The 21,838-nt window shown below is 74.9% G+C and carries 19 protein-coding genes; 9 read left to right on the top strand and 10 right to left on the bottom strand.

All coding sequences use genetic code 11. The annotated features are described in order from the left end of the window. Nucleotides 1-105: 105 nt before the first annotated feature. The 3 genes from J2S46_RS34475 (at nt 106) to J2S46_RS34465 (ending at nt 3,267) form a co-directional block, all read left to right on the top strand. Nucleotides 106-774: a vitamin K epoxide reductase family protein gene (locus J2S46_RS34475; RefSeq protein WP_191290272.1), complete on the top strand. Its 669-nt coding sequence runs from the start codon at nt 106-108 to the stop codon at nt 772-774. A 222-nt stretch (nt 775-996) separates the two neighbouring features. Further along, complete coding sequence (locus J2S46_RS34470; RefSeq protein ID WP_191290271.1) at nt 997-2,679, top strand: alpha/beta hydrolase; 1,683 nt, start codon at nt 997-999, stop codon at nt 2,677-2,679. Nucleotides 2,680-2,862: 183 nt separating this feature from the next. Further along, a complete protein-coding gene (locus J2S46_RS34465; RefSeq protein WP_191290270.1) occupies nt 2,863-3,267 on the top strand; it encodes an SHOCT domain-containing protein in 405 nt (134 codons plus the stop codon). Nucleotides 3,268-3,357: 90 nt separating this feature from the next. On the opposite strand, the gene J2S46_RS34460 is transcribed toward J2S46_RS34465, so the two are convergent. The 3 genes from J2S46_RS34460 to J2S46_RS34450 form a co-directional block, all read right to left on the bottom strand. Further along, nucleotides 3,358-4,377 carry a serine hydrolase domain-containing protein gene (locus J2S46_RS34460; RefSeq protein ID WP_191290269.1) on the bottom strand — a complete coding sequence of 340 codons (1,020 nt, stop codon included), beginning with the start codon at nt 4,375-4,377 and terminating at the stop codon, nt 3,358-3,360. Nucleotides 4,378-4,473: 96 nt separating this feature from the next. After that, nucleotides 4,474-4,989 carry a GNAT family N-acetyltransferase gene (locus J2S46_RS34455; RefSeq protein ID WP_191290268.1) on the bottom strand — a complete coding sequence of 172 codons (516 nt, stop codon included), beginning with the start codon at nt 4,987-4,989 and terminating at the stop codon, nt 4,474-4,476. 110 nt (nt 4,990-5,099) lie between these two features. Beyond that, entirely contained in the window at nt 5,100-5,534 is a 435-nt protein-coding gene (locus J2S46_RS34450) for an ankyrin repeat domain-containing protein (protein WP_191290267.1), read from the bottom strand. Between the two features lie 384 nt (nt 5,535-5,918). Here J2S46_RS34450 and J2S46_RS34445 point away from each other — a divergent pair, with 384 nt between their 5' ends. From J2S46_RS34445 to J2S46_RS34435, 3 genes are all read left to right on the top strand, one after another. After that, a complete protein-coding gene (locus J2S46_RS34445) occupies nt 5,919-6,113 on the top strand; it encodes a hypothetical protein (protein WP_073921277.1) in 195 nt (64 codons plus the stop codon). Nucleotides 6,114-6,306: 193 nt separating this feature from the next. After that, nucleotides 6,307-7,950 carry a hypothetical protein gene (locus tag J2S46_RS34440; RefSeq protein WP_191290266.1) on the top strand — a complete coding sequence of 548 codons (1,644 nt, stop codon included), beginning with the start codon at nt 6,307-6,309 and terminating at the stop codon, nt 7,948-7,950. Between the two features lie 340 nt (nt 7,951-8,290). Beyond that, nucleotides 8,291-8,665, top strand: a complete 375-nt coding sequence (locus tag J2S46_RS34435) for an RNA polymerase-binding protein RbpA (protein WP_030396357.1) — start codon at nt 8,291-8,293, stop codon at nt 8,663-8,665. 266 nt (nt 8,666-8,931) lie between these two features. Here the strand turns inward: J2S46_RS34435 and fxsA are convergent, their stop codons facing one another. From fxsA to J2S46_RS34415, 4 genes are all read right to left on the bottom strand, one after another. After that, the gene (fxsA, locus tag J2S46_RS34430) at nt 8,932-9,501 is read right to left on the bottom strand and encodes an FxsA family membrane protein (protein WP_229912744.1); all 570 of its coding nucleotides are present in this window, start codon (nt 9,499-9,501) and stop codon (nt 8,932-8,934) included. Between the two features lie 57 nt (nt 9,502-9,558). Further along, on the bottom strand, nt 9,559-11,223 hold the full coding sequence (gene lnt, locus J2S46_RS34425; RefSeq protein WP_191290264.1) for an apolipoprotein N-acyltransferase: 1,665 nt from the start codon (nt 11,221-11,223) through the stop codon (nt 9,559-9,561). 164 nt (nt 11,224-11,387) lie between these two features. Beyond that, nucleotides 11,388-13,004, bottom strand: a complete 1,617-nt coding sequence (locus J2S46_RS34420; RefSeq protein WP_191290263.1) for an amidohydrolase — start codon at nt 13,002-13,004, stop codon at nt 11,388-11,390. Nucleotides 13,005-13,056: 52 nt separating this feature from the next. Then, entirely contained in the window at nt 13,057-13,497 is a 441-nt protein-coding gene (locus J2S46_RS34415) for an Lrp/AsnC family transcriptional regulator (protein ID WP_030058365.1), read from the bottom strand. A gap of 343 nt (nt 13,498-13,840) precedes the next feature. Between J2S46_RS34415 and J2S46_RS34410 the strand changes: the two genes are divergently transcribed. Continuing rightward, the gene (locus J2S46_RS34410; RefSeq protein ID WP_191290262.1) at nt 13,841-14,371 is read left to right on the top strand and encodes a hypothetical protein; all 531 of its coding nucleotides are present in this window, start codon (nt 13,841-13,843) and stop codon (nt 14,369-14,371) included. Nucleotides 14,372-14,510: 139 nt separating this feature from the next. Here J2S46_RS34410 and J2S46_RS34405 read toward each other — a convergent pair whose 3' ends face one another. After that, complete coding sequence (locus J2S46_RS34405) at nt 14,511-15,674, bottom strand: acyl-CoA dehydrogenase family protein (RefSeq protein ID WP_191290261.1); 1,164 nt, start codon at nt 15,672-15,674, stop codon at nt 14,511-14,513. Nucleotides 15,675-15,883: 209 nt separating this feature from the next. Between J2S46_RS34405 and J2S46_RS34400 the strand changes: the two genes are divergently transcribed. After that, nucleotides 15,884-16,498 carry a uridine kinase family protein gene (locus J2S46_RS34400; RefSeq protein WP_370882278.1) on the top strand — a complete coding sequence of 205 codons (615 nt, stop codon included), beginning with the start codon at nt 15,884-15,886 and terminating at the stop codon, nt 16,496-16,498. A 367-nt stretch (nt 16,499-16,865) separates the two neighbouring features. Continuing rightward, on the top strand, nt 16,866-19,205 hold the full coding sequence (locus J2S46_RS34395) for an AAA family ATPase (protein WP_229912768.1): 2,340 nt from the start codon (nt 16,866-16,868) through the stop codon (nt 19,203-19,205). Between the two features lie 157 nt (nt 19,206-19,362). Here the strand turns inward: J2S46_RS34395 and J2S46_RS34390 are convergent, their stop codons facing one another. Both J2S46_RS34390 and J2S46_RS34385 read right to left on the bottom strand, forming a co-directional pair. After that, complete coding sequence (locus J2S46_RS34390; RefSeq protein WP_191290259.1) at nt 19,363-20,412, bottom strand: hemolysin family protein; 1,050 nt, start codon at nt 20,410-20,412, stop codon at nt 19,363-19,365. Next, nucleotides 20,409-21,743 (bottom strand): hemolysin family protein, encoded by a 1,335-nt coding sequence (locus J2S46_RS34385; RefSeq protein ID WP_191290258.1) that lies wholly within the window; start codon nt 21,741-21,743, stop codon nt 20,409-20,411. The genes J2S46_RS34390 and J2S46_RS34385 overlap by 4 nt, the downstream gene beginning before the upstream one ends. Between the last annotated feature and the right edge of the window lie 95 nt (nt 21,744-21,838).

The following is a 21,838-nucleotide window of genomic DNA, read 5'->3' as shown; positions in this document are numbered from 1 at the left end:
GCAGCGAGCACCACGCACCCGAAGACCAGCACCGGCCCGGCCGCCACGGCCGGGCCGGGCCCCGCCGTGCCCACCGGAGTTCCACACCCACTGGAGTCCGTCCCGATGCTGGAGTCCGTCCCGATGACCGTCCTGTCCGCCCACCCCGCCGGCCCCGCACGCCCCGCCACCCGGGACCGGGCGCCCGTCCCGGCCGGCCGGGCCTTCGCCCTGCTGCTGACCCTGGCCGGCCTGATCGGTCTGATCGCCTCGGCCGTCCTGACCTTCGACAAGATCCGCCTGCTGGCGGACCCTTCGTACGTCCCCAGCTGCAACATCAACCCGGTCATCAGCTGCGGTTCGGTGATGCGCACCGCGCAGGCCGAGGTGTTCGGGTTCCCCAACCCGCTGCTGGGCGTCGCCGCCTTCGCGATGGTCCTCGCCGTCGGCGCGGGGTCGCTGGCCGGGGCCGCGTTCCGGCGCTGGTTCTGGCTCGGGCTGCAGCTGGGAGCCGCCGTCGGCCTGGCCTTCACCCACTGGCTGATCGTCCAGGCGCTCTACCGGATCGGCGCACTGTGCCCGTACTGCATGGTGGTCTGGGCCGTCACGATCGCCCTGTTCTGGTACGTCACGCTGCACAACCTGCGGACCGGCGTCGTTCCCGTCCCCGCCCGCCCGCGCGCGGTCGTCCGGGAGGCGGTCCGCTACCACTGGGTGGTGCCCGCCCTCTGGTACGCGGTGATCGCGCTACTGGTGCTCAACCGGTTCTGGTACTACTGGCGGACCCTGCTCTGAACCGCTCGGCGGCCGGCCGCGGACCACGCCCGACGTCCCGGCCGGCCGCGGACCTCACCCACCCTCCCGGCCGGACCCGCCGCGCCCGGCCGTTTGCCTGGCGCGCGACGGCCGGCCGGGCGACCATGGGACCGGGGCAGGCGTCCCGCCGGGTCACGCAGTGCCGCGACCGCCCTCCGGGCGGTTCACCGGACACGACGCGCCGCCGCCCCCTCGCGATCGGTGGCCGCCTTGAGAATCTTCGCCAGAGGCCCGAAACCGGCGGGCAGACCCACGAAGCGGTGGGACCCGGCACTCACGCTTCCCGGCTGCTGGGGCGCCCTGGTCCTCTCCTGCCTGTCGTTCACGCCGTCGCTGCTGCCCCGCGGCGGCATCGTCCAGGGCCTGGTGTGGGGCATCGGCGCGGCGATCGGATACGGGCTCGGCGTCCTCCTCGCCTACGTCTGGCGGGCCTTCGCCGACCGCGAGGCCCGACCCCCCGGGCCGTGGGCCCGGCGTGCCCTGCTGATCGGCGCGGCCGTTCTGCTCCCGGTCTTCTTCGGACTCGGCCAGTACTGGCAGTACCTGATCCGCGGGCTGATGGGGGTGAACGAGTACAACATCTGGTACGTGCTGCTCTCGCCCGTGGTCGCGGTGCTGGTCTTCGGGCTCCTCCTGCAGGCGTCCCGCGGCGTCCGCGCGCTGTACCGCTGGACGGCGGAGCTGCTCAGCCGCCGGATCGGGCGGCGGGCGGCCCACACGGTGGGGTGGCTCCTGACGGCCGGGCTGGCCTACCTGGTGATCAGCGGGCTGCTGCTGAACGGCTTCGTCGGCGTCGCCAACGAGCTGTTCTCCGTCCGGGACGACGCGACGCCCGAGGGCGCGCAGCAGCCGACGACCTCCCTGCGCTCGGGCGGACCGGGCTCGGTCGTGCCCTGGGACTCGCTCGGCCGGCAGGGTCGCGGCTTCGTGGGCACCGGCCCGTCCGAGGTCGACATCACGGCGTTCACCCACCGGCCGGCCCAGGAGCCGATCCGGTCCTACGCCGGGCTCGGCTCGGCGGACGACACCGAGGCTCGGGCCGCGCTGGCGGTGCGGGACCTGGAACGCGCGGGTGGGTTCCGACGCGCGAACCTCCTGGTGGTGACCACCACCGGGAGCGGCTGGGTGGACCCGGCGTCGGTCGACTCCTTCGAGTACCTGGGCGGCGGCGACACCGCCACCGTCGCGATGCAGTACTCCTACCTGCCGTCCTGGATCTCCTACCTGGTGGACCAGTCCAAGGCCAGGGCGGCGGGCCGGGACCTCTTCGACGCGGTGTACGAGGTCTGGTCGAAGCTGCCCCAGAGCACCCGGCCCCGGCTGTTCGTCGCCGGCGAGAGCCTGGGCTCCTTCGGCGCGGAGACGGCGTTCAGCGGGGAGGCCGACCTGCGCAACCGCACCGCGGGCACCCTGTTCGCCGGGCCGCCCAACTTCAACACGCTGTTCCGCGAGTTCAGCGACCACCGGGACCCGGGCAGCCCCGAGGTCCAGCCGGTCTACAAGGACGGGCGCACCGTCCGCTTCGGCAACGACCCGGCGGCCGGGATCCCGCCCGCCGACCGGCCGTGGGAGGGCACCAGGGTCCTCTACCTGATGCACCCCTCGGACCCGATCGTCTGGTGGAGTCCCGACCTGATCCTCGGCAAGCCCGACTGGATCAGCCAGCCGCCCGGCCGGGACGTGCTCGGGGGCATGTTCTGGATCCCGTTCGTCACCTTCTGGCAGGTCACGGCGGACCTCCCGTTCTCCACCGGGGTACCGGCCGGCCACGGCCACTCGTACCGCGCCGAGTACGTGGACGGCTGGAACACCGTCCTGCAGCCGTCCGGCTTCTCCGGCCAGGACCTGGACGACCTCAGGGGCATCATCGCGGACGGGAAGTGACCGCCGGCCCGGACGGCGGCGGCGCCGTGTTCACCCGGTCGGCCCAGGCCGCGAGGTGCCGCCGGGCCCGTCGGGAGCACAGTGGAACGCGAGGGCGGTCCCTCCGATGCGCTCGCAGGAGCAGCGAGGGGCCCTTCACCGGCCGTGCCCGTTCCGGGGGCGGCCGCCCAGGCAGGAGGCACCATGGACGACTATCCGCTGCTCAACATCTTCTGGACCATGATGTGGCTGTTCCTCTGGATCCTCTGGTTCTTCCTGCTCTTCCGGATCTTCGGTGACCTCTTCCGGGACGACTCGGTCGGCGGCTGGGGCAAGGCCGGCTGGGCCATCTTCGTGATCCTGCTGCCGTTCCTGGGCGTACTGGTCTATCTGATCGTCCGCGGCAAGGGCATGGGCGAGCGCGAGATGCAGATGCGGGCGGACGCCGAACGGGACTTCCGCTCCTACGTCCAGAAGACCGCGGCCGAGGGCGGTGGCGGCCCGGCCCGGAGCCATGCGGACGAGCTGGCCAAGCTCGCCGAGCTGAAGAGCAGCGGCGCCATCAACGAGGCGGAGTACGAGAAGGCCAAGGCCAAGGTGCTCGCCTGACGCCGCCTGCCGCTGGGCCCTGGACCGCCGCCGTGCCCCCGGGTGCGGCGGCGGTCGGCCGCCCCGGGGCGGCCGGCCCGCGGCCCCGGCTCAGCCGAAGACCTCGCGGCGGAAGGCGTTCCGCAGGTCGGTGAGCGGCTGCAGTTCGCGGTTGAGGTGGACCTTGTTGGTGAGCAGCACGGCCCACCGCCCCTGCCGGCGGTTGAGCCACATCGCGGTGCCGGTGAAGCCGTAGTGGACGAAGGTCCCCGCCGAGGGGTCCGTCCCGGGGGCGCAGAGCCAGGAGAGCCCGCGGGCCGGCGTCAGCCCGCCGGTCTGCTCGCGCAGGGATTCGGCGACCCAGCCCGCCGCGGGGCCGGGGCCGAGCAGGGAGGTCAGGAAGAGCCCCAGGTCGTGGGCGGTGGAGAAGGCGCCGGCGCTGCCGCAGACACCGCCCAGCAGCCGGGCCGACGGGTCGTGCACCACGCCGGTGAGGTAGTCGCCGGTGGCCGGGTCGAACTCGGTGGGCGCGGTGCGGGCACGCTCGACGGGGCCGAGCGGTCCGAAGGCGGTGTCGGTCATGCCGAGGGGCCGCCACACCTGCTCGGCCGCGAGCCGGGCCAGCGGGGCGCCGCCGAGGGCCTCGACCAGGTACCCGAGGATGATCGCGGCCCGGTCGGTGTACTCCACGGCCAGCCCGGGCGGGCGGTGCAGCGGCGCGGCCAGCACCCCGGCCCGGACGGCCGCCGGGTCGGTGCCGTAGAGCCGGGCGAAGTTGGTCCGCGGCGGCAGGCCGGCGGTGTGGGTCAGCAGCCGGCGGGCGGTGAGGTCGCCGACGGGGAGGCCGGCCACCTCGGTCCAGTAACTGCCGAGCGGGTCGTCCAGCGGGAGCCGCCCGGCCGTCCGGAGGGCGCCGGCGCAGGGCCAGAGGGCGACGATCTTGGTCAGGCTGGCCAGGTCGAACAGGGTGTCCCGGGCCATCCCCGGCCCGCCCGGGCGGCGCCCCAGCGGACCGTGCCGGCCCTCGTGGCGCACCCCGGCCGCGTCGCCCACCGCCCAGACCGCGCCGGTGCCGACCTCCCGGAGGCCGTCGGTCACCAGTGCCACCAGTGGCCCGCTGCTGCTGGTCATGCCCCCGCCTCCGTCGCCGTCGGCGGGAGCCTACCCAGCGGGGTGGCCCGGCGACCGCCTCGGACGGGTCGGGCCGGGCACCGGCGCGGCGGGGACTCAGCCGCGCGGTGCGGCGGGGGGAAGCTCCTTGCCCATGCAGACGCTCTGCGGGTGCTCGCGGTAGAGGCCGAACTTCTGGATGTCGGCGTACCCCTCGGAGGCGTACAGGGCGATGGCCTCGGGCTGCAGGGTGCCGGTCTCCAGCACCACCCGGGTGTGGCCGGCCTCGGCGGCGGTCTCCTCCAGCCGGCGCAGCAGCGCCCGGGCCAGGCCCCGGCCGCGGGCGGCCGGTGCCACGAACATCCGCTTGAGTTCGGCGTCGCCGTCCCGCAGGCCGTGCGGGCCGGCCTTCTTGGCGCGCCAGCCGCCGGAGGCGACCGGCTCGCCGTCCAGGTAACCGATCAGGAAGAGGCCGGCGGGCGGATCGAAGTGGTCCGGGTGCATCTCGGTGAGGTCGCCCTCGCCGTAGCGGCGGACGTACTCCTCCTGGACCTCCGCCGAAAGGCGCTGCGCGTCGGGGTGCCCGTAGCCGGTGACGCGGATCTCGACGGCGCTCTGCGTGGTGCTCTCCATGGTCGTCCAGCCTACGTGGGGCCCGCCCGGGGCCCGGGAGCGGGTCGGCCCGGCCGTGCCGGCGGCGGCCCGGGCCCGGGCGGTCCCCCGGGCCCGACGCGGTGGCCGGGTCAGCGCGCGGTGAAGCGGGCGACCAGGTCGTCCTTGCCGAACATCCGGGCGGTGTCGACGGCGGACGGGGTGCCGGCCCCGGGGTCGGCACCGCCGGCCAGCAGGGCGGTGAGCACCTCGTCGGCGCCCTTGAAGACGGCGCCGGCCAGCGGCGTCTGGCCGCGGTCGTTGGCCCGGTCGGGGTCCGCGCCGCGCTCCAGCAGGGTCCGCACCGCGTCGGCGTGGCCGTGGTAGGCGGCCAGCATCAGCAGGGTGTCGCCGCGGTCGTTGGAGAGGTTGGCGGGGGCGCCGGCGTCGACGTACGCGGCGAGGGTGGCCGAGTCGCCGGTGCGGGCGGCGTCGAAGAGCCGGCCGGCCAGCTCGATCACGTCGGCGTCGGCGCCCTGCGGCGCGGCGGGGTCGGCGGGACCGGTGGATTCGGCGGAGTCGGCCATGAGGGGACCTTTCGGCGGGATCGGGATGACGTGACGTACGGCACGGTAGCGGCCCGGCGTACCGGCGATCCAGCAGTTGTCCGGTATGTGGAGCACACCGTGCGCGTCCGCGCGACATGTCGACACGTCGATCTGTCGGTTACGCGTCCGTTCGGGCGAACTTCCACCCGCCGGCGGCACCCCGGGGGCGGCGGGCCGGGAATGCCTCGGGACGGCGGAACGGAGCCCTTGAGCGGCCCCGACCGCGCGGTTCGCATACACCCGTCAGCGAATTTCCCGAATCGAACCACCCATTTGCGCCGTTCCATCATCTATTACTTTTTGTCACGATTAGGGCACTTTCCGTGACACTGTCCCTGTCACCCCTCCCCGAGGAGCAGACGCGTGATCCTCTCCATTTCAGGCATCGTCCTGTTCGGCACCATCGCCTTTCTCTTCTTCCGCCGGGACGGTCTGAAGATCTCCCATGCCGTGGTCTGCGCCCTCCTCGGCTTCTACGTGGCGGGCTCGTCCATCGCTCCGAGCATCACGGCAGGCGGCGCGAGCCTGGCCGGTCTGCTCGGCGGCATCAAGTTCTGAGCCGCCACTCCCCCGCACACAGGCCCGGGCGCGGATCCCACCGCCCCGGGCCTGCCCGTTCGGCCGCCGGCCGGGCCGCCGGGGCGCACCGCCGCCCAGGTACGCGCCGGCCGGCACCAGCCCGCCCCCTCCAGCCCCGCCTCCATCGACCCGCCCCCATCGACCCGTCCCACTCGCCCGGGGAGTCCCAGGAATGTCCCTGAACCGCCACCTCAGCAAGGGCCGCACCCTCGCCCGCACGGCCGGCGACCACGCCGCAGACATGTTCGCGCCGATCACCCTCATCGGCCGTGGGCTCAGGCGCCACGCCGAGTGGGCGAAGGGCCGCTGGCAGGCCACCCCCAAGGACCGGCGGGGGCCGACGCTCTTCCTCTGCGCGGCGATGGTGCTCGGCATCTTCCTGCTGCCGCACGGACCGCTGTTCACCCTGGTCGGCCTGATGGCCAGCGCCGCCTGGGTCGGCCGGGGCCCCAAGGCGCCGCCCGCCCCGCCGGAGCCGGACGTCGCCGAGGTCAAGCTGACCGCGCTGTACGCGGCACTCACCCCGTACCTGGCCTCGCCCGACGACCTGAGCCCGCTCTACGGCAACGAGAACGGGTTCCGGACGGCCTTCGGCTCCTGGGAGTTCGACGGCGACGGCCGGCTGACCGAGCTGGAGCTCGCCTACCCGGCGTACTTCACCGACACCGAGCCGGCCGCCCGGGCCCGGATCGAACAGGTCGTCCAGGGCAAGGCGGGCCGGGCCCGCGAGTACCGCTTCGACTGGGACGAGGAGTCCAACCGGCTGCGGGTGAGCGCGCTCGCGCCGCTGGCCACCGACATCGCCGCCCAGCGCTTCGTGACCGCGCCGGGCGAGATCGTGCTCGGCTTCACCGACGAGGCCGGCAGCCGGCGGATGATCCCGGTGACCCAGGCGGGGGTGAGCGCCCAGCAGCCGCCGGTGATCTGGCGCACCGGCCCGCGCTCCTCCGAACCGCACCTGCTGGCGCTCGGCGCCACCGGGCACGGCACCTCCACCCTGATCCGCTCGATCGCCCTGCAAGCTCTGCCCTTCGCCGACCTGGTGCTGATCGACGGCGCCGGCACCGGCGAGCACGCCTGCCTGGTGAACCGGCCCGGTGTGCACACCGTGGAGACCAGTCTGCACGGCACGCTGGCCGCGCTGGAGTGGGCGGCCCAGGAGACCGCCCGCCGGCTGACCGCGCTGAACGCCGCCCGGCACGCCGGCACCACCCCGCCGGAGGACGTCACCCGGCCGCTGTGGCTGCTGCTCGACCACCCGACGGAGCTGAGCGAGCTGGCGCACGCCGAGGGCCGCCCCGACCCGCAGGACCTGCTGGAGACCCCGCTGCGGCACGGCCGCGCGGCCCGGGTGACCGTGGTGATCGCGGACGACATCGAGGCCCGCGACCGGATCACCCCCACCCTGCGCGCCACCACACGGGCCCGGGTGGTGCTCGGCCCCACCACCCCCGAGGAGGGGCACGCCGCGCTCGGCGCCCCGCTCGACATCGTGCCGGCCGCGCACGCCCCCGCCGGTCGCGGCTACGCCCGGATCGGCACCGCCGCGCCCGTCCGGCTGCAGGTGCCGGCCACCGTGGACCCGCTGGACGACGAGGCCCCCGCCCAGCTGCGCGACGCGGTGATCGCACTGCTGCCGCACCGGGACACCCGGACCGAGGCGGCGGCGCCGACCGCACCCCCGGCCGAGCCGCTGCGGCGGGCCGGCGAGCAGCCCGCGGGCGGCCCGGAGGACCAGGCGCAGGAGGTCCGCGCCGAACGTCCGGTGGAGCTGGGCAAGGAGCACACGCCGGTGCGGCCGCGCCCGGTCTGGTGAACCCGGCCGGCTTTCCCGGTGCGGCCGGGCAGCCGGACCGGCCCCGTCCCCGACGGCGGCGCGGGCCGCCGCCGGGGCCCGGCCGCACCGGGAAAGCCACGAACCGCTACGCTCATGGTTGAAACCCGAACTGATCACCAGTTGTGAAATTAGTGACACCTAGGGTGATATCACCGGCCAGATGTGACAAATCGGGCGCCGATGGGTACAAACAGGGGCGGCACGCCAAACGACGCATGTCCCCGGACGGGAATCTTCGTCGACAGCCGGGCGTTGACCGAACTGACGAAGAACAGCGACCAACTAGTCCTGTGGGCCATAAGCCCGGGAGGCACGATTCATGAGCGAGCGAGCTCTTCGCGGCACGCGACTCGGGGCCACTAGCTACGAGACCGACCGCGGTATCGATCTGGCTCCGCGCCAGACTGTCGAGTATGCATGTCAGAACGGACACCGATTCGAGGTTCCCTTCTCCGTGGAAGCGGAGATTCCCTCGGCCTGGGAATGCCGTTTCTGCGGCCAGGAAGCAGTACTTCTCGACGGCGACGAGCCGGAGGAGAAGAAGACCAAGCCCACGCGTACCCATTGGGACATGTTGATGGAGCGCCGGACGCGCGAGGAGTTGGAGGAGGTGCTGGCCGAGCGGCTGGCCGTGCTCCGCTCCGGTGGGATGAATCTCGCGGTGCACCCGCGCGACACCCGCAAGAGCGCCTGACCTCGCTCCCGCCCCCAGCGGGAGGCAGTCGAAAAGGGACCCTGAATTGTTCAGGGTCCCTTTCGTGTGTCCGCAGCCGGGTCGCCCTTCTCCCGGCGTCCGTCCGTCCGGGACGCCTCCCCCGCTCCCCCGGCCTGCCCGTGGGGGCGGCCGGCCCGGTGTGCGGCGGGTCGCCCCCACGGGGAACGGGCTGTGCAGCTCAGGAACGGCGGTGCGCTCAGATCCCGGCCGGCGTCCGGCGGGCCGGACGGGTGCCCACCGGCGGTTCAGCCGGTGATCGGCGGGCGGTAGCCGGTCTCGGGGCCGCGCGGGCCCTGGGCCGGGTCGACCACCTCGCCCTGGACGATCTTGCCGTCCGGGCGGTGGATCCTCAGCTGCTCCTGGAGCCGCACGGCGTCCGCGAACGGATCCGTGCCGGCCAGCGGGGAGCGGCGCAGCGCGGCGCCGGCCGCCTTGCGCCCGGCCGCCCGCCAGAGCGCACGGGTGGGCGGCAGCAGCAGGGTCACGGCCAGCAGATCGGAGAGGAAGCCCGGGACGATCAGCAGCAGGCCGGCCAGGACGGTCAGGCTGGTGCCGGTCTGAGCCTGCCGGGGCTTGGGGTCACGGCTCTGCTCGAAGGCCGCCGAGAGGGCCTTCAGACCGGCCCGCTTGATCAGCCAGCCGCCGAGCAGGACGCCGGCCAGGAGCAGCAGCACGACCGCGAAGCCGCCGATCGCGGAACCGACCTGGACCAGCAGCCAGATCTCCAGGACCAGCCAGGCGGTGATCAGCAGCGGCAGCACCCGCCGGATTCTGCCCCGGGGGGCCGGGCGGGCGGGGGTAGCTTGCTGGGTCACGGTACGGATCCACTCCATCGCGGTGCGCTCCGCGCCGCCCGGCGGAGTCCGGGGCGGTTACGGCACCACCGGGTTCAACGTGTCGTCCCCGGCGGGTGTTCCGCCGACGGGCCGTCCGCCGCGCCGGCGGCGCAGGCCGGCACCGACCGCGGCGCCGCAGGCCAGCAGTCCGGCGACGGCGAGCGTCCACTCCGGGACGGCACCGAGCCGGTCGGCCACCGTCCGCCCGTCGCGCAGCGGCACGGTCGCGGCGATCTCGGCGGCGGTCAGCTCGTCGGTGCGGGTGACCACCGAGCCGTCCGGGGCGATCACGCCGCTGATGCCGCTGGTGGCGGCGATCAGCACGGCCCGGCCGTGCTCGACGGCGCGCAGGCGGGACATCGCCAGCTGCTGGTCGGGCTGGCCGCTGAGCGCGTAGGTGGCGTTGTTGGTCTGCACCACCAGGACCCGCGCGCCCTGGTTGACGGTGTCGCGGACGATCTCGTCGTAGGCGACCTCGAAGCAGATCACGTCGCCGATCCGGGCCGGGCCGAGCTGCATCACGCCGGTGGAGGTACCGGGCCAGAAGTCGCGGGCGACCCGGTCCAGCCGGGTGATGATCTTCGAGAGTTCGGCGCGGAACGGCACGTACTCGCCGAACGGCACCGGGTGCTGCTTGGTGTACGAGGCGCCGGGGCCGGTCTTCGGGTCCCAGACGATGCCCTCGTTCTGGACGTGCTGCGCGTCCGGGCCGTCGACCAGGGTGCCGATCAGGGTGGGGACGCCGACGGCCTTCACCGCCTGGTCGATCCGCCGGTAGGCCAGCGGGTCGCTGAACGGGTCCAGGTCGGAGGCGTTCTCCGGCCAGATCACCACGTCGGGGCGCTCCCGGCGGCCGGCCGCGATGTCGGCGGCCAGCTTCTCGGTGGCCTCCGCGTGGTTGTTGAGCACCTGCATCGGGCGGCCGAGGAAGTCCATCCCGGGGTTGGGCACGTTGCCCTGGATGATGGCGACCTTGAGGGTGTCGTCGGCCGCGGTCGGCACCGGCACGGCGTACCCGGCGAGGACGGCGGCGACGGCTCCCAGTGCCGCCAGGGCGGCGGCCCGGGGGGACCTGAGCGGGCCGCGCAGGCGCAGCGCCGCCCAGGCCAGCAGGGCGCCGCAGAGGGCGACCGCGAAGGTCACCAGCGGGGCGCCGCCGAGCGCGGCGAGCGGGGTGAAGGGCGTCGCGGTGTTGGCGAAGGCCAGCCGGCCCCAGGGGAACCCGCCGAGCGGGAGCCGGTCGCGGGCCCATTCCTGGGTGACCCAGAGGCAGGCCGTCCAGAGCGGCCAGCCGGGCAGCCGGGAGGTGACGGCGAGGCCGGCGCCGAGCGCGGCGACGAACAGCGCCTCGACCACCGACAGGCCGATCATGGCGTCCGTCCCGATCACCGTCAGCCACTTCAGCAGCAGCACGAAGAACGGCAGGCCGAAGGCGAAGCCCGTCCAGGCGCCCTGCCGGGCGGTCCGGCCGCGGGTCAGCAGCGAGAGCCCGGCCACCGCCAGGATCGACAGCGGCCACAGGTCGTACGGGGGGAACGCCGCGCCGAGCAGCAGGCCGAGCAGGACGGCCAGGCCCGTCCGGGGCAGGCCGGCGCGGACCTTGGCGAGGGCGCGGGCGCCCCGGCCGGCCGCGGGGGCCGAGGCGGGCTCCTCGGGCGCGGGCCCGGATGCCGACCGCTCCTGCGTGACGGGCAGTGCCACCTGCGCACCATCTCTCTGGTCGTACGTGTTCGCGCGTTCGTCGCCGTCCGTTGTCCGAACGCCGTGCGAAGACGGTACCCCGGATCCGGAGGTGTACGGATAACGGGGTGGCCACGCCCCGGGCGGCCGGTGACCGGACCCGGGGCGCGCCGGCGCGCGGCCGATCAGGCCCGGTGGACGGTCCGGCCGCGGACGACGGTGCGCCGGCAGACCGGCAGCGGCGCGCCGGGGGTGAGGTCGGGCAGGCCGGGGGTACCGGAGCGGGGGTCGGTGGACCAGCCCGCGACCCGGGAGTCGGGGGTCTGCACGACCAGCTCGCCGGCGGACCAGACCGCGTAGCTGGCGACCGCGCCGGGCACCAGCACGCCGTCCTGGTCGCGGCCCAGCGCGCGCCAGCCGCCGCGGGTGTGGGCGGTGAAAGCGGCCCGGACCGAGATCCGGTGCTCCGGCGTGCGGTGGAAGGCCGCCGCGCGCACCGTGCCCCAGGGGTCCAGGGCGGTGACCGGGGCGTCCGAGCCGAAGGCCAGCGGGACGCCGGCGCGCAGCAGCGCGGCGAAGGGGTTCAGCGCGGCCGCCCGCTCGGCGCCGAGCCGCTGGGCGTACATGCCCTCGGGCCCGCCCCAGGTGGCGTCGAAGGCGGGCTGGACGGAGGCGACCAGGCCGAGTTCGACGAAGGCGGCGACGGCCTTGTCGTCCAGTGCCTCGGCGTGCTCGACGCGGTGGCGCAGGGCCTTCACCCGGGCCGGGCCGACCCGGTCGGCGGCGGCCCGGACACCGTCCAGGACGGCGGTCAGCGCGGCGTCGCCGATCGCGTGGAAGCCCGCCTGCAGGCCGGCCTCGGTGCAGGCGGCGACGTGGTCGGCCACCTGCTCGGCGGTCAGGTAGGCGGTGCCGGTGTGCGGCGCGTCCTCGTACGGCGTGTGCAGGCAGGCGGTGTGCGAGCCGAGCGCGCCGTCCACGAAGAGGTCGCCGCCGGCGCCGACGGCGCCCAGCCGGCGGGCGGCCTCGACGCCGCCCAGCTCGCCCCAGTAGCCGAAGACCTCGGGGGTGTCGCCCTGCCCGGCCAGCGCCAGCAGGTCCGTGAGGTCCTGCTCGGAGGAGATGTCGGGGCCGGCGCACTCGTGCAGCGAGCCGATGCCGAGCGCGGCGGCCCGGGTCAGGGTGGCCCGCTGGGCGTCCCGGCGCTGCTCCGGGGTCAGGTGGGCGAGGGCGGCCCGGCGCACCGCGTGGTGGGCGTCCCGGGTCAGCGGACCGTCGGCGCTGTGCCCCGGCAGGGCGTCCAGGCCGGGGGTGAGCGCGCGCAGCGCCGTCGAGGCGAGGCCCGAGTGGACGTCGGTGCGGGAGAGGTAGAGCGCGGCGCCGCCGGCGGCCGCGTCCAGCTCGGCCAGGGTGGGCGGGCGGCCCTCGGCCCAGCCGGTCTCGTCCCAGCCGTGGCCGATCAGCACGCCGGCCGGGCCGCCCGCCGGGCCGGCGGTCCGGGCGAAGCCGGCGATCCGCTCCAGGGCCTCGCCGAGCGATGGGCAGCCGGTCAGGTCCAGACCGGTGAGCGCCAGGCCGGCCGAGGTGGCGTGCACGTGGGCGTCCACGAAGGCGGGGGTGACCAGCGCACCGTCCAGCTCGACGATCTCGTCCGCGACGTCCGCGTAGGCCTCGGCGGCACCGTCGCTGCCGACCCAGGCGATGTGCTCGCCCTCGACGAGCATCGCGGTGGCGAAGGGGTCGGCGGGGCTGTAGACGGATCCGCCGCGCAGCAGCACGGTCCGGGAGGTGCGTTCGGTCATGGGCCCAAGTCTGCACCCGCACGGTCCGGCCGGACGCCCCGGGGGGCGCGTCTCAGAGCTTCGGGGGGCGCGCTTCGTACGGGGTGGAGAGGACGACGGTCGTCCGGGTGGAGACGCCCGCCGCGCTGCGGATCCGGGCGAGCAGGTCCTCCAGGTCGCCGGGGGCCCCGACGCGCACCTTGAGGATGTAGTTCTCGTCCCCCGCGACGCTGTGGCAGGCCTCGATCTCGGGCAGCCCGGCCAGGCGGTCCGGCGTGTCGTCCGGGGCGCTCGGGTCGAAGGGCTTGACCGAGATGAACGCGGTCAGCGCGAGGTCGACGGCGTCGGGGTCGATGATCGCGGTGTACCCGCGGATCACCCCGCGCTGCTCCAGGCGACGCACGCGTTGGTGCACCGCCGAGGTGGACAGGCCGGTGGCCTTGCCCAGGTCCGTGTAGCTCATCCGGCCGTCCTCAAGGAGCAGCTGAACGATGCGCTGGTCGAGATCCTCCACAAGGCGCAAACCTACTGCCCCGCGGACCCTCCTGCCGACACGGCCGGCGGATCCGGCCCGGCACCGCCCCCGGACGGCCGGCCGAGACCGCTCCCGCAGGGCCCACCGGCCACCGGCTCACCAGCGCCCGCGCCCGGCGCACCCCCGCGTGGTGACCCCCGCCCCCCGGACCGCCGGCGGAGGGCCGCCGCATATGGGGCGTGTCATGTGCCGGACGAATGTGGCGAACGACACACTCCCTGCATCACCGTGCCACCCACCGCAGGATTATGAGCCCCCGTCACCGGGAAGTGCTGGTTGTGGCCCTGGCCGACCAGGCCGGCCCGATCCGAGGGGGATCACCATGTCTGCCGTTGACGAGCGCTCGCTGAGCGCGGACGACACCCACGATACGAACGACCGCGACACCTTCGCGGTCTCGTACGGCCCGACCCCGGGGACGGACCCCGGCGAGGCCGACACCTGGGAGATCATCCGGGTGCACTGCCCCGAGTGCGACCGCCCGATCGCCCTGCTGGGCGACGAGGAGCGGCTCCCGCAGCACGCGGTCCTGCCGACCGCCTGGCACCCCTTCTCCCCCGCGCTGTGCGCCGGTTCGGGCGCGCCCGCGGACGACCTGGCCGAGATCGACGCCCCGGAGGACAGCGTCGCGGCCGGCCTGGAGGGGTTGCTGGCCCTGCCCGCCGCCCTGGACTGGCGCACCCAGCCGTTCTCGCACGCCGTGGCGCACAGCCCGGTGAAGGTCGCCGGCGCGCCGCCGGTGGCGCCGGCCGCCCCGGACGCGGTGCCGGCCCAGCGCACCGCCTCCCGCCCGGCGGCGGTCCGCCCCGCGCAGGCCGGTCGCCGCCCGGCGGCGCAGCTCGCCCGCCGCTGACCCGGCGGCACTCCGCACCACCGCACCCACGGGACACGTACCGTCCGGCGCCCCACCGTCGAGACGGGACGGCGGCCGGACCGGACGGTCCGCCGGCCGACGGTTCGCGTCGCCCGACGAATCGTCAGTTCCCGCGGCTTCAGCCGCCGGTGAGGTGGCGGCCGATCACCAGGCGCTGGATCTGGTTGGTGCCTTCGACGATCTGCAGCACCTTGGCCTCGCGCATGTACCGCTCGGCCGGGAAGTCCTGGGTGTACCCGTACCCGCCGAGCACCTGGACGGCGTCGGTGGTGACCCGCATCGCGGCGTCGGTGCAGAACAGCTTGGCCATCGCCGCCTCCTTGGAGAAGGAGAGCCCGGCGTCGCGGCGCCGTGCGGCGGCGAGGTAGAGCGAGCGGCCGGCCTCCAGCTGGGTGGCCATGTCGGCCAGCATGAACGACAGACCCTGGAAGTCGGCGATCCGCCGGCCGAACTGGCGGCGGCTGCCGGCGTAGTCGACGGCGAGGTCGAGGGCGGCCTGGCCGACGCCGATCGCACAGGCGGCGATGCCGAGGCGTCCGGAGTCCAGCGCGGAGAGCGCGATCTGGAAGCCCTGGCCCTCGGTGCCGATCAGGCGCTCGCGGCCGACCCGCACACCGTCGAAGTGCACCTGGGCGGTGGGCGAGGAGCGCATGCCCATCTTGTGCTCGGGCGGCGCCGCGGACAGGCCCGCGCTGCCGGCCGGGACGAGCAGGCAGCTTATGCCGCGCGGGCCGTCCTCACCGGTGCGCACCAGGGCGCTGTAGAAGTCGGCCTGGCCGCCGTGGGTGATCCACGCCTTGGTGCCGCTGACCACGTACTGCTCGCCGTCGAGCTCCGCGCGGGTGCGCAGGGCGGCGGCGTCGGAGCCGGACTGCGGCTCGGAGAGGCAGTAGGCGCCCAGCTGCTCGCCGCCGAGCATCGCGGGCAGCCAGGCGGCGCGCTGCTCGTCGGTGCCGAAGGTGGCCAGGGCGTGGCAGGAGAGGGTGTGGACGCTGACGCCGAGGCCCACGGCCAGCCAGCCAGCCGCGAGCTCCTCCAGGACCTGCAGGTAGACCTCGTAGGGCTGGTCGCCACCGCCGTGCTCCTCGCCGTACGGGAGGGAGAGCAGGCCCGCCTCACCGAGCGTGCGGAAGACCTCGCGGGGGAAGCGGTCGGCCGCCTCGTCCCCGGCTGCGCGCGGGGCGAGCTCGCGCTGGACCAGGTCCCGGGTGAGGCTCAGGAGCTCTCGGGCCTCGTCGCTGGGGAGCTGGCGGTCCACAGGTTTCGCGGGTGCGGGGCTCATGGCGGTTGGTCGCCTCCTCGATCGGGCGCCGGGCCCAGAGGTGGCGGGCACGGCACGGGTGTGGCAGGTCGGCCCGACCGTCACCGGGTCGCGGTGAACGGTCGTTCACATGTCTGGCGATGTGAGTATGCCCGATCCGGGCCCGGCCGTCACGGCCGGCGGCGGATCACCGTCCGCACGGCCGCGAGGGCGCCCGTACAGTGATGGCCGTGACTGAAGGTGCTGGTCGGGAGGGTGACCCGGGGCTGAGCGAGCTCGCGGCGCGGCTCGCCGCCGCGCCGCCGTCCTGCGGGCCGGTGCGGCTGATCGGGGTGGACGGCCACGCCGGGTCCGGCAAGACCACCTTCGCCGGCCGGCTGGCCGCTGCGCTCGGCGGTGCGCCGGTGGTCCATCTGGACGACCTGGCGACGCACGCCGAGCCGTTCGGGTGGACGGAGCGGCTGCGGCGCGAGGTCCTGGAACCGCTGGCCGCCGGCCGGGAGGCCCGGCACCGGGTGTACGACTGGACGCTGCGCCGGTTCGAGGGCACCCGGACGGTACCGGCGGCGCCGGTGGTGCTGGTGGAGGGCGTGGGCGCCGGCCGGCGGGCGGTGCGGCCGTGGCTGGCCGGGCTGGTCTGGATGGAGCTGGACGCGGCGGCCGCGCGGCGGCGCGGGGAGCTCCGGGACGGCCCGGAACTGGCCGGATTCTGGGTCGGCTGGGCGCGGGCGGAGCAGGAGCACTTCGCCGCCGACCCGAGCCGTCCGTACGCCGACAGCAGGGTGGACGGAGTAACCGGACGGATCGCCTCCGGCACCCTCGGTGAGCTGCCAAACCTCCCTTGACCTGGGCCGTCGCAGGGAACTAGGTTTTCTCTCGTTGCGAGATTGTTGATCGCGCAACCACAGACACGGCATCTCCGGCTTGTTCCCCCGTGAGCCGGAGATGCCGTTCTCCTTTCCCCGTACCCCAACGAGCCGCGCGCCGTTTGGATTTGACCTGGCGCGGCACCCTTCCGGATCAGCTCCGCGCCGGTACGATTCCTGGCAGGCGCATATGCGCCCCGGGGGCTCTCTCCACCGGCGAACCATGCAGCCGGCCGAGCTCCGATGCACACCGCGGGGGGCGTGAGTGACGACGGTGGAGAGTTCCGACAGCAACAACGCGGGTGGGGGCCCCGGCAGGCTCGCCGACCGCGCCTGGCTGCGGGCGATGGACGCCTACACGGCCGGCGCGTACGCGCGCGCGGAGGAGGAGTTCCGGGCGGCGGTGCGCCTCGACCCGGGCATGGCCGACGCCTGGCTCGGCCTGCACGCCCTGCGCTGCGACACCTCGGGCGCCCTGCTGGCGATGCACCGGCACCGCAAGCGCTTCGGCGAGCAGCGCAGCCGGCACCGACGACCGCTCAGTTCCTGGTACTGGCTGGGCTGGTGGGTCCAGCCGGTGCTGGAGGACGCCCGCGACCTGGCCCTCGCCCACGCCTCGCACTGGCTCGACGGGCGCCACCTCACCGAACTCGACACCGCCCTGGCCCAGTGCCCGCCGCCCGGCGAGGACCCCTCGGTGCGCTTCCTGCACGCCTGCCGCTCCTACCTGTTGAAGGACTGGGAGCAGCTGATCCGGGACACCGACCGGCTGCTGGACGACCCGCTGCTCGGCATCGAGGCCGGCCTGTTCGGCGGGATGGCGCGGGTGCGGCTGGACATGTGCGCGCAGGCCCAGGGCCCGCTGGCGGCCTCGCTGGCCCGCTGCCGCTCCGAACAGCCGCAGCGCAAGGAGCTGCGCTACTGGCTGGCCCGGGCCTACGAGGGCGCCGGACGCAGCGCCGCCGCCCTGCCGCTGTACCGCGCGGTGCACCGGGCCGACCCGGCCTTCATGGACACCGCCGCCCGGCTGACGGCGATCTCCGCCGAGGACGGGCTGGTGGACGCGCTGCTGGAGGGCGTCGTCGGCAGCGGACCGGCAGCGGGCGGCGGAGCGGGTGCGGGGCGCGAGACCGGCCCGGTGGCCGGCTTCGGCACCGACGAGGCCTACGACCCGGCGGAGGAGCTGGGGGCGGCCGACGGCTTCGGGGCCGCGGCGGGGTACGGCGGGGACTACGAGACCCAGGAGGACCTCCCGGTCGGGTACGCCGCGGGGCCCGGGGCCGGCCGCCCGGTGGAACCCGGGGCCGGCTTCACCGCGGACTACCCGGGCGAGCCGCCGGCGGACATCCCGGCCGGATTCCGCGGCGACTTCGCGGGCGGACTGCCGGCCGGCTTCACGGTGGACGAGGGCTTCGGCCCGCCGGAGGGCGTCGAGGAGGCCCCGGATGCGGGACAGGGCGCCGGCCCGCAGGCGACGGCCGGCCCGGCCGTAGGACCGGTGCCGGGCGGCCCGAGACCGGGGGCGGAGGGCGGCGCCGGGCCCGAACCGCGTTCCGGGGCGACGGTGTTCGAGGGACCGGGGTCGTTCCAGGGGCCGGGCGGGTTCGACGGGCCGGGCGGGTTCCCGGGCCCGGGCGGGTTCGAGGGTCCGGGCGGCCTGGAGGGGCCCGCGCCGCAGGGCACCGGGGCCCGTACCGGCTCCGGGTCCGCCGCACCGGGCGAGAGCGGTCCGGCGGCCACCCTGTTCCTCCCCGGACGCGCCGTCGGCTCGCAGGCGGTGCCGGCCCACCGCGCCTCCCCCGGCCGCTCCGGCAGCCGGCAGGAACTGGACGCCGCACTGGACGCGCTGGAGCGGATGGTCGGACTGGACCCGGTGAAGCGCCAGGTCCGGGCGCTGTCGGCGCAGTTGCGGATGTCCCGGTTGCGGGCCGGTGAGGGCCTGCCGGTCCAGCCGCCGAAACGTCACTTCGTCTTCTCCGGACCCTCCGGCACCGGCAAGACCACGGTGGCCCGGATCCTGGGCCGGGTGTTCCACTCGCTCGGTCTGCTCTCCGGCAACCACCTGGTGGAGGCCCAGCGGGCCGACCTGGTGGGCGAGTTCCTCGGCCAGACCGCCGTCAAGGCGAACGAGCTGATCGACTCCGCGCTGGACGGCGTGCTCTTCATAGACGAGGCCTACAGCCTCTCCAACTCCGGCTACAGCAAGGGCGACGCCTACGGCGACGAGGCCCTGCAGGTGCTGCTGAAGCGGGCCGAGGACAACCGGGACCGGCTGGTGGTGATCCTGGCCGGCTACCCGGAGGGGATGAACCGGCTGCTGTCCACCAACCCCGGCCTCAACTCCCGCTTCACCACCCGGGTGGACTTCCCCAGCTACCGGCCCGCCGAACTCACCGCGATCGGCGCCGCGCTGGCCGGCCGGGACGGCGACGGCTGGGACGAGGACGCCACCGAAGAGCTCTCCAGCATCTGCGGGCACGTGGTCCGGGAGGGCTGGATCGACGACCTCGGCAACGGCCGCTTCATCCGCACCCTGTACGAGAAGTCCTGCGCCTACCGCGACCTGCGGCTCTCCCTCACCGGCGGGCAGCCGAGCCGGGAGGACCTGGCCACCCTGCGCCTGCCCGACCTGGTCCAGGCGTACGGCGAGCTGATCGACGGCCGCGGCGGCGCGGCGGAGGCCTGACGGCGGCACGGGGCCGGGCTCGGCCGCCCGATCCGGCCTGCCGCCGGACGAGCCGGCGCGGGCGCACGGCGAGAACGGGGCCGGGCCGGCCGGGGAACGATCACGCGTGTGTCCCCCGGCCCGCCCGGCCCGCGGCCCGGTGGCCGCCCGCCCGCCGCTACGCCGCGGCGGGGCGGTGGTCCGGGTCGTGCACCTCGCCGACCAGCTCCTCGACCACGTCCTCCAGGGCGATCAGGCCGAGGGTGCGGCCCTCGGCGTCGACCACGGCGGCCAGGTGCGAGGCGGCCCGGCGCATCGCACCGAGCGCGTCGTCCAGCGGCAGGCTGCCGCGCACCACGGTGATCGGCCGCCAGAGCCGGGCCGGCACGGGCGCGGACGGGTCCTCGACGTCCAGGATGTCCTTGAGGTGCAGGTAGCCGAGGAACCCGTTGCCGGCGACGTCGCCGTCGACCACGGGGAAGCGCGAGAAGCCGGTGCGGACGGCCAGCTGCTCGATCTCGGCGGCGGTCACCTTGGTGCCGACGGTGACCAGTTGTTCGGGCGGCAGCACCACGTCGGTGACCGGGCGGTGGCCCAGCTCCAGCGCGTCCTCCAGGCGCTCCTGGCGGTCGACGTCGAGCAGGCCGGCGTCCCGGGAGTCGAGCAGCAGGTACATCAGCTGCTCGGTGGTGAAGACCGACGCGACCTCGTCCTTGGCCTCCACCTTGAAGAGCTTCAGGATGCCGTTGGCGAAGGCGTTCAGGAAGCTGATCACGGGGGCCAGCACCCGGGCCAGCCGGTCCAGCGGCGGGCCGAGCACCAGCGCGGCCTTCTCGGGGCCGGCCAGCGCCAGGTTCTTCGGCACCATCTCGCCCATCACCATGTGCAGGAAGACCACCACGGCCAGCGCCAGCCCGTACGAGAGCGGGTGCATCAGGCTCTGGGGGACGCCCATCGCGTGGAACGGCCCCTCGACCAGGTGCGCGATGGTGGGCTCGGCGAGCGCGCCGAGGCCCAGCGAGCAGACGGTGATGCCCAGCTGCGCTGCGGCCAGCATCGCGGAGACGTTGGACAGCGCGTGCAGCACGGTGCGGGCCCGCTTGTTGCCCGCCTCGGCGAGCGGTTCGATCTGGCTGCGCCGCACCGAGATGACGGCGAACTCGGCGCCGACGAAGAAGGCGTTGCCCAGCAGCAGCAGGAGTGCGGCGGCCAGTTGGAGCGCGGTCATCGGGTCTCGTCCTCGTCGTGGCGGTGCTCGGTGGTGCGCTCGACCCGGACCTTGGTCGTCCGGTGCCGGTCGACGTTCTCCACGGTCAGCCGCCAGCCGGGCAGCTCGGCCGTCTCACCGGGGTCGGGCAGCTTGCCCAGCAGGTCGGCGACCAGGCCGGCCAGGGTCTCGTACGGGCCCTCGGGGGCGTGCAGCCCGATGCCCTCCAGCTGGTCGATCCGGGCCTTGCCGTCGGCCGCCCAGGCGGGCAGTCCGTCGACGGGCGGCAGGGGGACCAGCTCGGGGGTGTCCTCCGGGTCGTGCTCGTCCTGGACCTCGCCGACGATCTCCTCGACGATGTCCTCGATGGTGACCACGCCGGCGGTGCCGCCGTACTCGTCCACCACGATGGCCATCGGCTGCTGGCGGCGCAGCTGGTCGAGCAGCGCCTCCGCGGGCAGCGTCTCGGGCACCAGCAGCGGCGCCGTCGCGAGGTCGGCCACCCGGACGCCGCCGCGGTGCTCGTGCGGGACGGCGAGCGCGTCCTTGAGCGTCACGGTGCCGGTGACCTCGTCCAGGCTGTCGGCGTAGACCGGGAACCGGGACAGGCCGGTGGCCCGGGTGAGGTTGAGGACGTCCGCGGCGCTGGCGTCGCGCTGGAGGGCGGCGACGTCGACGCGCGGGGTCATCACGCTCTGGGCGGTGAGGTCGCCGAGGCCGAGGGTCCGCACGAAGAGCGTCGCCGACTCCTCGTCCAGGACACCGGCCCTGGCCGAGTGGCGGGCCAGCGAGACCAGTTCGGCGGGGGTGCGGGCGTGGCCCAGCTCCTCCTGCGGTTCGACGCCCAGCGCCCGGACCGTCCGGTCGGCGGCGCCGTTCAGCAGGCTGATCAGCGGGCGGCAGACGGCGGAGAAGGCCATGTGCGGGGCGGCGACCGCGCGGGCCACCTGCATCGGGTGGGAGATCGCCCAGTTCTTCGGGACGAGTTCGCCGATCACCATCTGCAGCACGGTGGCCAGCACCATGCCGACGATCACGGCGACGCCGCGGGCGGCCGACTCCGGTACGCCGACGGCGGTCAGCGGGGGGCTGAGCAGGACGGACAGGGCCGGCTCGGCGAGCATGCCGACCACCAGCGAGGTGACGGTGATGCCGAGCTGGGCGCCGGAGAGCTGGAAGGAGAGGTGCCGCAGCCCGTGGCTGATCCGGCGGGCCTTCGGGTCCCCGGCCTCGGCGGCGCGGTCGACCGCACCGCGCTCGACCGTCACGAAGGCGAATTCGGCGGCCACGAAAAGGCCGTTGGCGAGGATGAGCAGCAGGGCCGCGAACAGCAGCAGCCAGGCGGTGATCACAGTGCCGCCTGCCTTCCGGCGGTCGGAAGTGGGGCGGCGTCGGTACTACCGGACGGATCGTCCATCGAGGGGAGGTGTCACTCCTCTGGTCGCGG

It is taken from the genome of Kitasatospora herbaricolor, assembly GCF_030813695.1.
Lineage (GTDB): Bacteria > Actinomycetota > Actinomycetes > Streptomycetales > Streptomycetaceae > Kitasatospora > Kitasatospora herbaricolor.
The sequence above is the reverse complement of the archived record's forward strand: the minus strand, read 5'-3'. Positions and strand labels throughout refer to the sequence as shown.

What these genes read in the sequence shown, in the direction of transcription:
- J2S46_RS34475 (WP_191290272.1), top strand. Translation starts at nt 106, where the DNA reads ATGCTGGAGTCCGTCCCGATGACCGTCCTGTCCGCCCACCCCGCCGGC.
- J2S46_RS34465 (WP_191290270.1), top strand. Translation starts at nt 2,863, where the DNA reads ATGGACGACTATCCGCTGCTCAACATCTTCTGGACCATGATGTGGCTG.
- J2S46_RS34460 (WP_191290269.1), bottom strand. Translation starts at nt 4,377, where the DNA reads ATGACCAGCAGCAGCGGGCCACTGGTGGCACTGGTGACCGACGGCCTC.
- J2S46_RS34455 (WP_191290268.1), bottom strand. Translation starts at nt 4,989, where the DNA reads ATGGAGAGCACCACGCAGAGCGCCGTCGAGATCCGCGTCACCGGCTAC.
- J2S46_RS34450 (WP_191290267.1), bottom strand. Translation starts at nt 5,534, where the DNA reads ATGGCCGACTCCGCCGAATCCACCGGTCCCGCCGACCCCGCCGCGCCG.
- J2S46_RS34440 (WP_191290266.1), top strand. Translation starts at nt 6,307, where the DNA reads ATGTCCCTGAACCGCCACCTCAGCAAGGGCCGCACCCTCGCCCGCACG.
- J2S46_RS34435 (WP_030396357.1), top strand. Translation starts at nt 8,291, where the DNA reads ATGAGCGAGCGAGCTCTTCGCGGCACGCGACTCGGGGCCACTAGCTAC.
- J2S46_RS34420 (WP_191290263.1), bottom strand. Translation starts at nt 13,004, where the DNA reads ATGACCGAACGCACCTCCCGGACCGTGCTGCTGCGCGGCGGATCCGTC.
- J2S46_RS34410 (WP_191290262.1), top strand. Translation starts at nt 13,841, where the DNA reads ATGTCTGCCGTTGACGAGCGCTCGCTGAGCGCGGACGACACCCACGAT.
- J2S46_RS34405 (WP_191290261.1), bottom strand. Translation starts at nt 15,674, where the DNA reads ATGAGCCCCGCACCCGCGAAACCTGTGGACCGCCAGCTCCCCAGCGAC.
- J2S46_RS34395 (WP_229912768.1), top strand. Translation starts at nt 16,866, where the DNA reads ATGGACGCCTACACGGCCGGCGCGTACGCGCGCGCGGAGGAGGAGTTC.
- J2S46_RS34390 (WP_191290259.1), bottom strand. Translation starts at nt 20,412, where the DNA reads ATGACCGCGCTCCAACTGGCCGCCGCACTCCTGCTGCTGCTGGGCAAC.